The 12,313-nt window shown below is 36.7% G+C and carries 13 protein-coding genes; 5 read left to right on the plus strand and 8 right to left on the minus strand.

The window, feature by feature from the left end:
- Positions 1-304: 304 nt before the first annotated feature.
- The 3 genes from PN450_RS02925 to PN450_RS02935 form a co-directional block, all read right to left on the minus strand.
- On the minus strand, positions 305-502 hold the full coding sequence (locus PN450_RS02925; protein ID WP_271835380.1) for a hypothetical protein: 198 nt from the start codon (positions 500-502) through the stop codon (positions 305-307).
- Positions 503-796: 294 nt separating this feature from the next.
- The gene (locus tag PN450_RS02930; protein ID WP_271835381.1) at positions 797-1,819 is read right to left on the minus strand and encodes a zinc-dependent alcohol dehydrogenase; all 1,023 of its coding nucleotides are present in this window, start codon (positions 1,817-1,819) and stop codon (positions 797-799) included.
- Between the two features lie 173 nt (positions 1,820-1,992).
- Positions 1,993-2,190, minus strand: coding sequence for a hypothetical protein (locus tag PN450_RS02935; RefSeq protein WP_213710399.1), 198 nt, complete (start codon positions 2,188-2,190; stop codon positions 1,993-1,995).
- A 377-nt stretch (positions 2,191-2,567) separates the two neighbouring features.
- Between PN450_RS02935 and xth the strand changes: the two genes are divergently transcribed.
- Positions 2,568-3,350, plus strand: coding sequence for an exodeoxyribonuclease III (xth, locus tag PN450_RS02940; RefSeq protein ID WP_271835382.1), 783 nt, complete (start codon positions 2,568-2,570; stop codon positions 3,348-3,350).
- Positions 3,351-3,410: 60 nt separating this feature from the next.
- On the opposite strand, the gene PN450_RS02945 is transcribed toward xth, so the two are convergent.
- On the minus strand, positions 3,411-4,715 hold the full coding sequence (locus PN450_RS02945) for a hypothetical protein (protein ID WP_271835383.1): 1,305 nt from the start codon (positions 4,713-4,715) through the stop codon (positions 3,411-3,413).
- Positions 4,716-4,815: 100 nt separating this feature from the next.
- On the opposite strand from PN450_RS02945, the gene PN450_RS02950 reads away from it, so the two are divergent.
- From PN450_RS02950 to PN450_RS02965, 4 genes are all read left to right on the plus strand, one after another.
- Entirely contained in the window at positions 4,816-7,971 is a 3,156-nt protein-coding gene (locus PN450_RS02950) for an alpha-mannosidase (protein ID WP_271835384.1), read from the plus strand.
- Positions 7,972-8,094: 123 nt separating this feature from the next.
- Positions 8,095-8,385, plus strand: coding sequence for a nucleotidyltransferase family protein (locus PN450_RS02955; RefSeq protein ID WP_015078281.1), 291 nt, complete (start codon positions 8,095-8,097; stop codon positions 8,383-8,385).
- Positions 8,386-8,441: 56 nt separating this feature from the next.
- Entirely contained in the window at positions 8,442-8,699 is a 258-nt protein-coding gene (locus tag PN450_RS02960; protein WP_148763480.1) for a UPF0175 family protein, read from the plus strand.
- A 2-nt stretch (positions 8,700-8,701) separates the two neighbouring features.
- Entirely contained in the window at positions 8,702-9,184 is a 483-nt protein-coding gene (locus PN450_RS02965; RefSeq protein WP_148763482.1) for a PIN domain-containing protein, read from the plus strand.
- A 150-nt stretch (positions 9,185-9,334) separates the two neighbouring features.
- Here the strand turns inward: PN450_RS02965 and PN450_RS02970 are convergent, their stop codons facing one another.
- The 4 genes from PN450_RS02970 to PN450_RS02985 all read right to left on the minus strand — a co-directional run bounded on the left by PN450_RS02970 (position 9,335) and on the right by PN450_RS02985 (position 11,825).
- Positions 9,335-9,520 (minus strand): type II toxin-antitoxin system HicA family toxin, encoded by a 186-nt coding sequence (locus tag PN450_RS02970; RefSeq protein ID WP_271835385.1) that lies wholly within the window; start codon positions 9,518-9,520, stop codon positions 9,335-9,337.
- Complete coding sequence (locus PN450_RS02975) at positions 9,513-9,722, minus strand: type II toxin-antitoxin system HicB family antitoxin (protein WP_053541205.1); 210 nt, start codon at positions 9,720-9,722, stop codon at positions 9,513-9,515. The genes PN450_RS02970 and PN450_RS02975 overlap by 8 nt, the downstream gene beginning before the upstream one ends.
- 52 nt (positions 9,723-9,774) lie before the next feature.
- The gene (locus PN450_RS02980; RefSeq protein WP_148763484.1) at positions 9,775-9,954 is read right to left on the minus strand and encodes a hypothetical protein; all 180 of its coding nucleotides are present in this window, start codon (positions 9,952-9,954) and stop codon (positions 9,775-9,777) included.
- 311 nt (positions 9,955-10,265) lie between these two features.
- A complete protein-coding gene (locus tag PN450_RS02985) occupies positions 10,266-11,825 on the minus strand; it encodes a tetratricopeptide repeat protein (protein WP_271835386.1) in 1,560 nt (519 codons plus the stop codon).
- Positions 11,826-12,313 lie beyond the last annotated feature (488 nt).

Raw genomic sequence — 12,313 nt, forward strand, 5'->3', positions numbered from 1 at the left:
AAGTAAGTAGACGAAAATAAATCAAAGTAGATTAAGTAATGTAAAAAATCTGGAGATGATTTCGTAGTAAGGGCTTCAGCCCTTAAATGAGGAATAAATTCCTCACTACAAACTTTGAATTATTCAAGCCGTTCTACTTATCACCCAAGGATGATTTTGGGTAACAACTGGTTTTATCATGGTGAATGTCTCCTTATTTTAGGAAGCCGGAAGTCAGCAGGAAGCCTCGGAAACTCATTTGCTGGCTTCTGACAATATTTGTAGTTTTGTTGATGGGTTTCCATAGCCTCTATCATAATAAATGTCACTTTTTCACTGGCGTTTGGGAGAAAGTTTGAGCAAATTGGCTGATTTGCTGCCAAATATCTTGGGGAGTAATACCGAAGCCAAAGTATAATAACATGACAAAACTGGCAGAGATAATGGCCGTTTTAATCGTGGTTTTAATTAGTTTCCAGAGAATGATAAAAACTATCCAAGCTACTAATAAGGTAATAATCATAGAATTAAGAAACAGGGAGTTGATACTGAGTTTTTTCCCAAATTAAACAGTAAAATCAGGATAATAAACTATTCTGGGGAAAAATTGCAACCTTCCTGGGCTAGTAGTCTGTCAAATTTATTTTGACGGGTTTTTGGTAGTGCGGGCATCTTGCCCGCGTGAGCGAGACGCTCACACTACAGTCCGTCATTTTTGGATTGACAGACTACTAGATGCTTCTAATATATTGGTAAAGTGTAACTTTTACGCCAAGCTGTACTAGCTAGAAGCATGAACTACGAAATAGCTATTTTTTTAGTTATACATCGCTACTTTAATTACTTTCCGTGCCTTCATATCCATGAATACCTGTTCTAAATCCTGTAAAGGTCGGTGTTCACTAATAAGTAAGTCAAAAGGAATTGTACCACTAGCGATGAGCGATAAGGCTGCTTTCACATATTCTGGTGTATTGTGAAATACGCCTTTGAGAGTAAGTTCACTATAGTGCAATTGTTCGGTATTGACAGAAATTGTGGTATCTCTTGGACAACCACCAAATAAATTGATAGTTGCACCAGGACGACCGCAAGCGATCGCCGTTTCCCAAACACTCGGTACACCAGTAGCCTCTATAACTACATCTGCACCCCAACCAGCGGTTAATTCCCTAACTGTGTTGGCAATATCCGTAACTTGATGATAATTGAAAGTCTTTGCTGCACCGAACCTTTCACCAATTTCTAACCGTTGGTTATTCCCACCCCATAATATTACCTCAGTATATTTCGCTAATACTGCCACAAACATCAAGCCAATTGCGCCATCACCCAAAACCACTACTTTGTCATGGGGTTTGACACCAGAACGGCTGATACCATGCAAGACACAAGCCAGCGGTTCAGTCATCGCCGCTAATACTAAGGGCAAATGCTTAGGAACTGGTAATAAATTATGCTCAACTATGGGAGCAGGAATTTTCAGATATTCCGCAAATGTCCCATTATTCCAAGTTAAATGGGGACATAAAGAATATTCTTGGCGTTGACAAAAGAAACATTTCATGCAGGGAGCAGAATTATTTGCTACCACGCGATCGCCTACCCGCCAATTCGTCACCCCAGCGCCGACAGCGACAATCCGTCCCGCACCTTCATGACCAAACAGTGTCGGCGGTGTCAACATTTTAGCATGGCCACCACGTCGCCATACCTTCAAATCTGTCCCACAAGTAGTGGCTGCTTCCACCTGAATCACCACCTCGCCGGCTTCGGGAGTCGGGTCAGGAACTTGTTCTAGGCGTAAATCCTCTTGTCCGTAGAGTAGTGCTGCTAACAAAATTTTTCACCCATAAAAAAGAAGTATGACTTAAACCACGCTATCAAAATCTATTAAATACGCTTTTATACCATACTTAATGACATCGGCATATATTTTGTATTTAAAATTAGCAATTCCTGCTTTTACCTAAATTTATGCTGATGAGTTTTCTATTCCCCATGTTCAAAAATTCAAGAACTCAAAGCCGTTTGGGGTAAAACTTCTTGATTACGGGTTTCCAACTTAGATAGTGGATTAGATCCACTACTTGTATTTAAAACTGGTACTTCTTGTCTACAGGAAAGACAAAACCAATAAACCTCATGATGACGGACATGACGCAGAATTGAACCTCCACAACAGGGGCAGGTGTTAACTATGATACTCATACAATGTCCTCCTTTAAAAAAAATTAAACCCTGGCAATGTTATGATTGATCTCGACATCACCATTAAACAATTGAAAATTCTAAATTTATGGTTTATTTAGTAACATTCGTTTTTTATAGTTTTTTATTCCCCCATTCGCAATTCTCAGATTTAGAGAAATTGGTGGTAAAAACCTCTCAATAAATGCTAAATTAACCAGCTTTATGGGGTATTTATCCAAGCTGATTCTTTGATCAAAACAATGAAAACCTGTGAGAACATTATCAAACTATAAACTAGTATAGTCCTTATTCATCTATCTTAGGGATCATAAATATATAATTTTCATGAGATAATTACTTTACCATTATTTTGCAGTCGTTTTAATAATTAACTCATGAAAATTGCTACTTGGAATGTGAATTCTGTGCGGACACGTTTAGAACAGGTTATCAATTGGTTAACAGAAAATCCGGTTGATGTTTTGTGTTTACAAGAAACCAAAGTCATAGACAAGGACTTTCCTAATCTTGCGTTTGAAAATTTAGGCTATTATCCGTATATTTCCGGGCAAAAATCTTATAATGGTGTGGCTTTAATTAGTCGTCAACCTTTGACAGATGTAAATGTGGGTTTTGGTGCTATTTTGCCAGAAATAGCATCAGCATGGGATGAACAAAAACGGGTAATTTCTGGTGTAATTGAAGGAGTAAGAATTGTTAATCTTTATGTTCCCAATGGTTCAGCTATCGGTAGCGACAAGTATGAATATAAGTTAGGCTGGTTAAAAATTCTCAAGGAATATTTACAGAGTTTACTATTATCAAATCCTGCTATTTCTATGTGTGGTGATTTTAATATTGCCTTAGAAGATATAGATATTAATGATAAGGTAAAGATAGATAATCACATTATGGCATCTGAATTAGAACGTCAAGCGTTACGAGATGTTCTCAGTTTAGGTTTTGGAGATGCTTTTCGTAAATTTAACAACGCAGGAGAAAATTATAGTTGGTGGGATTATCGGACTGCTGCTTTTAAGCGTAATTTAGGTTGGCGAATAGATCATCATTATCTTACACCAACTTTGTATGAACGCGCCCAAAGTTGCACTATTGATATTGAACCCCGGAAGTTAGTTCAACCTAGTGATCATACACCAGTAATTCTGGAATTTTAACAGATTTTAGATCCCCGACTTCTTTGAGAAGTCGGGGATCTAGTTTTTCTTGTTTTTCAATTATCTCCCTAACAACAAACCTCTAAAGAAATAAATCATATTTGTGAATATCTGTTCTATCCATAATATAGACTGATCTAACCATTCCAGAATTTGTTCTAATGGGTGTTTTTCATAACCTAATGATGTAGCAGAAATATCAATCCAGTCAGGTTTAAAATTAAATCCTTGGCTGGTTTGACTATCTATTTCTGGAAATTCCTCATTTTTGGGTTCGGTTGCTTGCTGACCTATTTTGCGGTGAATCTTAGAGAATTCTCTTTTTGCTTGAGGTTGCTGTACTGATTCCTCAAGTTTGGTATTTGTTTCACCAAATAAATCATTCCATGTCAACCAATTATCTCCTAAAGAATCACGAGAATCTAACTGATTATTTGATGATAAAACCTTTTTAAAATCAGATTGATTTTGGAGTTTTTCTGGAGAAGAATTTGAGTCAAGTTGATAATTATTTCTACCTCCAAAAAAGTAATTTATCGCGGCTGCTATTAAATCAGAAATTTGTAGTTGCGGAGATTTTAAATCATCGTGATTAACTGCTAATCCATTAACCTGATTTTGGAAATGATTGACAATTTCCTGGCTATGTTTTTGGACAGGAACTAAAGTCGTAGTTTCTAAATTAGCAATTAATTGATCGAGAAATCCAAAAAGTTTAATGGGATTTAATAGAGATTTTCGTGCTATGATAGAATCTTCGTCAGTTAGCTTATTCAGCAGATGATCAATTTTGGGCAATAATTCTTTTTGCTGGTAAGCAATTAATTGTAAAGAATACCGATATTCGCTAATTTCGCTATTAATTCTATCTGCTAATTTGACGTTTTGCTGCGGTGTGAAAACATCGAAAATCCGATTATCAGCACTGACTAAGACCAAGTTTCGGGTTTGTAATTCTATCGCAATTCCCTGTACTGTGGGTATATGCTGTTGGAGAGTATTTTCTGAAGTTGGAAAATTCGGCTTGGGAAAAATTTTCTCCCACAAAGATCCTAAAAATGTGAAGGGATTTGTTTTTGGGGAAGTTGGTAAATCAGCATCTCCAGGAGGAAGATTTTTGACAACATCTAATATAATTTGAATTGGTGCGTCACTAGAGGGGGGAGTTGATGAATGTAATTGTTTTGCTGTGCCATTTTGTTGCCATAATTGGTAAAGTGGATAAAGTAGAGAACCTAAACCCAACCCAGTAGCAACTTGCAAATTTTTGACGGTGTTTTCCCATTTTTGTGTCAACCGTCGAGAATGCTGGTAGACAAAGTTAAAGAGTTTGCTTTGATAGCGGTTTGAAGAATCGGAAGACATGGTAGGTAATTATGTGTAAGTTGTAGGGTGAGGTTATGAAACTCCCAGCAAGTTGTAAATTTTCGTCAGTGTCAATTATTTATATTATTTTATTGGAAATATGAATCTTCCTGTATCCTCATTAAATACCAAATCTATATCCACAGCAATTGAAATTTTGCGTTCTTGTTGTCAAGTTGATATCCAGTCCACCTGGAGATATCAGGAAACTGACGAGGTAGTTACTGATTTTATCCCATTTAGTTTAACTGATTGGCAACCTGTTGAGCTAAATGAAAAAGATCATATTTTCTGGAAAGGGGGAAAACAGGTATTATGGTTAGGACAAAAATTTTCTGTTCCTGAGAATTTACACAACTTTCCCTTAACGGGTTTGTCTTTGCGCGTGGCTTTGGTATGGTGGGCAGATTTAGCGGAAGTATATGTTAATGATAAGTTAGTATTGACGGGAGATTTGTTTGATTCTTCACCGCGAGTATTACTCAGTTCTAGTGTAACTCCTGGGGAAGAGTTTACCATAGCTTTGCGGTTGGTGAGTCCGGGACATTGTGATGGGGCGTTGATGCGATCGCTTGCAATTTTTGAGTCAACAGATTACAATCATCCTGATGCTGGTTTTATTGCTGATGAATTAGCAGTTACGGAAATTCTGTTAGAAAACTTCGCACCAGAAAAAATCCCAAATTTAGTTGCGGAAGTCGAGAAAGTTACAAATCTTAAAGACGCAGAAAATCAAGATTGGAAAACATATTTGGTGAATTTGCGAGAAACCTATTTGGGTTTAGCTGAATTTATCAACGCCCAAAAATATAAAATCAATTTATTAGGTCATGCCCATTTAGATTTAGCATGGTTATGGCCTGTAGCAGAAACTTGGAAAGCAGCACAAAATACTTTTGAGTCAGTTTTACAACTCCAAAAAGATTTTCCCGAATTGATATTCTGTCATACCACACCGGCGTTGTATGCTTGGGTAGAAGAAAATCGTCCCGACTTGTTTAGAGAAATTCAAAACCAAGTTAAAGCCGGAAAATGGGAAGTTTTGGGAGGTTTTTGGGTAGAACCGGATTTAAATTTAATTGCTGGTGAGTCTATAGTTCGTCAGTTATTATATGGACAAAGGTATTTTTTGCAGAAGTTTGGAAAAATATCCTCTGTAGTTTGGGTTCCCGATACCTTTGGTTTTTGTGCGACGTTACCCCAATTTTTTGCAAATGCGGGAATTGAACTCTTTGTGACGCAAAAACTCCGCTGGAATGATACAACTAAATTTGATTATGACTTATTTTTGTGGCGATCGCTCGATGGTAGTCAAACATTAAGTTTCATGTCCGCACCTATCGGCGAAACCATCGAGCCTGTTAAAATGGCCAAGTACGCTTGTGAGTGGAAAACTCAAACAGGTTTACAAGATTCCCTTTGGCTTCCTGGTGTTGGTGATCATGGTGGTGGTCCAACTCGTGATATGCTGGAAACCGGAAGACGTTGGGAACATTCCCCAATTTTCCCCAAGTTAGAATTTACAACTGCGGAAAAATATCTTCAGCAAATAAAATCCGCAAGTCAAAACTTACCAGTTTGGGAAGACGAACTTTATTTAGAATTCCACCGCGGATGTTATACTACCCACGCAGACCAAAAACGTTGGAATCGCAAATCTGAACATCTATTATATAGTGCTGAGTTGTTCGCAACCTTAGCAAATATTCTTTGTGGTGCGGAATTTCCGCAAACAGAAATAGAAACCGCGTGGAAAAAAGTTTTATTTAACCAGTTTCACGATATTTTACCCGGTTCTTCCATTACCCAAGTTTACGCAGACGCAATACCCGAATGGGAAGCGGTGGAAAAAATGGGAACGAAAATATTAGAAGAGTCCTTAATCGGAATCACATCCAAAATAAATATACCACAACCTCCCAATTCTGAGAGTATCCCCATCATAATTTTTAACTCTCTCAACTGGGAACGGTCGGAAGTTGTTACAGTTGACTTATCAAAAATCATCACCCCAAATTATCCAACCTGGAAAGTTGCTGATATTGAAGGAAAAGAAATTTTATGCCAAAACTGCGAAAATTCAACTTTATTATTTTTCGCAACCATCCCATCTATAGGTTACAGCATTTTCTGGATTTCTCCCTCTTCCCCCCAGCCGAAAATATTCCCCAAAAACTGGATATTAGAAAACGAATATCTGCAAATTCAAGTTAACCCCGAAACCGGAGATATAACCAGCGTCTTTGATAAAATTAAACAAAGGGAAATTTTAACCGGTGCGGGAAATCAACTTCAAGCTTTTACCGACAGCGGCCAATATTGGGATGCTTGGAATATAGATCCCAATTATAACACAAAACCCCTCCCTCCAACCGAATTAAAATCAATTCAATGGCAAGAATATGGAGAAATTCACCAACGGTTGCGAGTAGTGCGTCAACTGGGGAAATCGGAATTTTGTCAAGATTACATTTTGGAACTTGGTTCACCAATTTTGAAAATAACTAATACTGTAAATTGGCAAGAAAATCAGGTATTAGTAAAAACAGCCTTTCCTCTCAATCTCCAAGCTGAATTTGCCACTTACGAAATCCCTTGTGGTGCTATTCGTCGTCCCACAAACCCCCAAACCCCCGCCCAAAAGGCAAAATGGGAAGTCCCCGCTTTACATTGGGCAGATTTAACCACAGATACAGAAGTCGGAAAATACGGAGTTAGTCTCCTCAATGATTGTAAATATGGTTACGATGCCCAACCTAACCAACTGCGTCTGACTTTGCTAAGAAGTTCCCATTGGCCAGACTCCCAAGCTGATAGAGGAATACACGAATTTACCTATAGCTTATACCCTCATTTGGGCAGTTGGGAAGAAGCAGAAACTGTAAAACGTGGTTATGAGTTAAATGTCCCTTTTCAAGTATTAGTAAATCCAGATAATTATCAATGTAATTCAGATGGTTGTCAAAGTCAAAGTTTTCTATATTTATCAGCGGATAATTTGATTTTAATGGCACTTAAACCCAGTGAAGATGATTCGGAGAAATTCATTCTTCGCTTTTATGAATGTCATGGAAAAACAGCGAATTTATCTTTGCAAAGTCAGATTTTAAATTTAGGAGAACCAGTTGATTTATTAGAGAATTGTATTAAACCAGAGGAAAATATTCAACCTTGGAAAATTGTGACATTTCAAGCCACATTAATTAATTGTTCTCAGGATTTAGCTAAAGATAAATGTTTACCATTTTCTTTGTAAATAATTACTGTAAAGGTGCGAATTTTCATAAGTTTTATTGCTGAATTTCCTCCTTTTCTGTATTGACAAATACTGATGCAATCTAATAAAATGGAAAGGGCTAATCTTTTTCAAAAATAACTTATGGGAATTGAAGAATTATTGCTACCATTTCGAGAACAAATATTAAAAATTGCCACTAAGTATGGTGCTTATAATCTGCGAGTTTTTGGTTCTGTTGCTAGAGGTGAAGCAACACCAGATAGTGATATAGATTTTTTAGTAGAACTTAAACCACAAAGTAGTTTATTTGATTATATTGGTTTAATGCAAGATTTAGCAGCATTGCTAGGACGAAAAGTGGATATTGCTGAACCTGGTAATTTACATGAATTAATTAGAGATAAAGTATTAAGTGAGGCTGTACCTTTATGAAAGATGAGAGTTGAGACTAAAAACAGCTATAATAAATTAACCATAGGTATCTAAAAATGACAACTATATCTATAGAATTACCAGAAAGTGTTTTTTCTAGCTTGGGAAAAGAACCGGATGAATTAGCTAGAGAAATGAAAATAGCTGCTGCTGTTAAATGGTATGAATTGGGAGAAATATCTCAAGGTAAAGCGGCAGAAATAGCAGGTTTAAATAGAATTGAATTTATGGATGTTCTCATTCGTTATAAGGTTTCTCCATTTCAATATACTGCGGAAGAATTAGCTGAGGAAATTGCTTCTTTAGATGAATAGACATGAATAAAATAGTTATTAATACATCACCGTTAATTGTGCTATTTAAAAGCCAGCTTACCTATTTACTACCACAGTTATTTACAGAAATTATTGTTCCTACTGGTGTATGGAGTGAAATTGTCAAAGCTGGTAAAATAGATATAGCATCTCAAGAATTACCTAATGCTAATTGGGCAAAACCAGTTACTATTTCGGAAATTTCTGCTTTAATTGTACCTTGGGGTATAGATTTGGGAGAATCAGAAGTTTTGACATTTGCTTTAGAAAATAGTGGTTATCGCGCAGTTATTGATGATGCTGCTGCTAGAAAAGTGGCGAAAAGTTTAAATATTCCATTTATGGGAACTTTGGGAATATTGATTTTAGCGAAGAAACAGGGATTAATAACTTCTATTGATGAACCAATTCAATCTTTTAAAAAAGCTGGTTTATGGTTATCTAATGATTTAATTCAGGTTCTTAAAGAACAGGTTAATGAATAAATCATGAGATAGTAAGGTAGGAGTTTAGCATTGTTAAACCCTCAACTTTCATTTATAAATTATCATTGTTGTTATAAAAGATGATCGGTTTAACTATAATGAACTTTTTATAGATTTTCTATAAATTCTTCAGGAGTAATTTGTGCTTGTTTAAGAACACCGCTTAATGTACCTACTTTTAATTCTGGATGGTAATGGTACAACACAACCAACTTCTCCATTAATTGTTTGTTTTTTCATGATTACATGACTACCTGTTTGTCTAATTTGATAAAAACCCATACGTTCTAATGTCCGAATTGCTTCTTTACTAGAAATTCGTGGTAATTTAGGCACAAGTAACCTCTATGCTAGTCACATATCTAGGAGAGGTTTCTGGTAAAGGAAATTCTTCTAAATAAAGTCGTGTTGCTTCTTTTAAACCTGTTATTGCTTGTTCTATTGTTTCTCCTTGATCTACTGTACCAACTTCTGGACATTCAGCGATATACATATCATCTTCTTTGTAGATTATGACTGTAAAACTGCGACTTTTCATAATTTTTATGAGGTTTACATTTAGGTTTATTTTAACATTAATTGTCTAATTATTAGAAATAAATCTTTTCTCTGTCTAAATATTCTTCTTTGATATCCAGTTTAAAGGTAGGAAAATGATACTTACGTTTTTTGATGGGAATGATGACAATTTCCACTTCATCACCATTTTGTAAGGTATCGGGTAAACTGTCTTGGAGAATAATTGTTTGATTTTGGATATATCCTTTCATATTTTTGAATAAACTGATAAAGGACTTTTTTGTTGTACTCTATTATAACGTAAAAATCAGGATTTAGCATTGCTAAACCCCTACAGATGAAAATGCTTTAGATGCAACTTTTAAACTAGCAAGACGGGAAGGTTTAGCTGCTGATGATGCTGCTTATTTAGAGTTAGCTTTGCGGTTAAATTTACCATTAGCAATTCTTGATTCTCGGTTAACAGAAGCAGCTAGTCGTTGTGGTGTTAGTTTGATTGTTTTTGATTAGGGTTGGTTAATGCATGGGTAGAGGATAGAAGGTAAAATAAAGATAATGGTAGCTACAATTTATTCAATACTTCTTGTACTTTTTGAGCTTCTTGTGTATTACCTTGTTGTTGAAATAGTTGTTTAGCAGTTTCTAAATCTTTAATCGCACCAGCTTTATCTCCTGATTCATATTTAGCAAGTCCCCGGTTGCCGTAGGCTTCGGCATCTTGAGGATTAATGGTGATAGCTTGAGTATAATCTTTAATCGCACCTGCTTTATCTCCTAAAGCATATTTAGCAAGTCCCCGGTTGTAGTAGGCTTTGGCATCTTGAGGATTAATTGTGATAGCTTGAGTATAATCAGCGATCGCACCTGCTTTATCTCCTGATTCAGATTTAGCAACTCCCCGGTTGGTGTAGGCTTTGTAGGCTTCGGCATCTTGAGGATTAATGGTGATAGCTTGAGTATGATCAGCGATCGCACCTGCTTTATCTCCTAAAGCATTTTTAGCATTTCCCCGGTTGTAGTAGGCTTCGGCTAATTGAGGATTAATGGTGATAGCTTGAGTATGATCAGCGATCGCACCTGCTTTATCTCCTAAATCATCTTTAGCATTTCCCCGGTTGCTGTAGGCTATGGCATATTGAGGATTAATGGTGATAGCTTGAGTATAATCTTTAATCGCACCAGCTTTATCTCCTGATTCAGATTTAGCAATTCCCCGGTTGTAGTAGGCTTCGGCATATTGAGGATTAATGGTGATAGCTTGAGTATAATCTTTAATCGCACCAGCTTTATCTCCTGATTCAGATTTAGCATTTCCCAGGTTGTTGTAGGCTATGGCTAATTGAGGATTAATGGTGATAGCTTGAGTAAAATCTTTAATCGCACCAGCTTTATCTCCTGATTTATATTTAGCAATTCCCCGGTTGTAGTAGGCTATGGCAAATTGAGGATTAATGGTGATAGCTTGAGTATAATCAGCGATCGCACCTGCTTTATCTCCTAAAGCAGATTTAGCAAGTCCCCGGTTGCTGTAGGCTTCGGCTAATTGAGGATTAATGGTGATAGCTTGAGTAAAATCAGCGATCGCACCAACTTTATCTCCTAAATCATCTTTAGCATTTCCCCGGTTGTAGTAGACTTCGGCTAATTGAGGATTAATGGTGATAGCTTGAGTAAAATCAGCGATCGCACCTGCTTTATCTCCTAAAGCATATTTAACAAGTCCCCGGTTGTAGTAAGCTTCGGCATCTTGAGGATTAATGGTGATAGCTTGAGTATAATGTTTAATCGCACCAGCTTTATCAACTAAATTAATCGCAATACCCCAACTATAATTACCCCATTCCTTTAATGTTTTCTCATCAGGTTGTTCACCTTGTAAATAGCGAAAATCAGTTTGTAAAACCGGGTGAGCAATTTTACTATTTATCCCCACTAAATAACCTTTTTTATTAATAATTGCTTCTCCACTCATCCCCTGTTGAATATCATTTAATTTTGATTCTGATAAAGTCCCTGGTTTGCGTGCGAATACGGAAGAACTACAACCAATGATAATAATCCCAGAAGCGGGAAATAAGAGAATAAAGAAGAATAATAAATGGGATAATTTGTGTAATTTCATAGATGGTACTCCTGGTATTTGATAATTTGGTAATTGGTTAATTTTCCATTTATTTCATAACCCGTCGGGGAATCAATTCCCCGTCTAATAGCAGAAGTCCGTTAAAACGGACTAAAAAATTCTTCCATTCAGTCGCTTTCAACCGACTTTAGCTTTTAGACAGGGAATTTATTCCCTGGCTTTAAGCTATTAGTTGATCATTAGATTTGGGTAATATGGACATAACAGCCATAACTACACCGATAATCAGGATAATTCCTGAAATAGTGCCAAGAATTAATTTCCAGGGAATTGGAGGCGCTGGAGTTGCTGGAGGTACTGGAATTGGTTGACTTACTGTTAATGCTTGTAAGAGGGTGTTTGAAAAGTTATGGTTGATGTATCAAATATTTTTTACCCCACCCTAACCCTCCCCTTGTAAAGGGGAGGGAACTGGATTTTTATTGTTTCCCCCCTTTACAAGGGGAAAGGGGGGTAGCAATGTGATG

The sequence above is a fragment of the Dolichospermum lemmermannii CS-548 genome (assembly GCF_028330815.1).
In the GTDB taxonomy this organism is placed as follows: domain Bacteria; phylum Cyanobacteriota; class Cyanobacteriia; order Cyanobacteriales; family Nostocaceae; genus Dolichospermum; species Dolichospermum lemmermannii.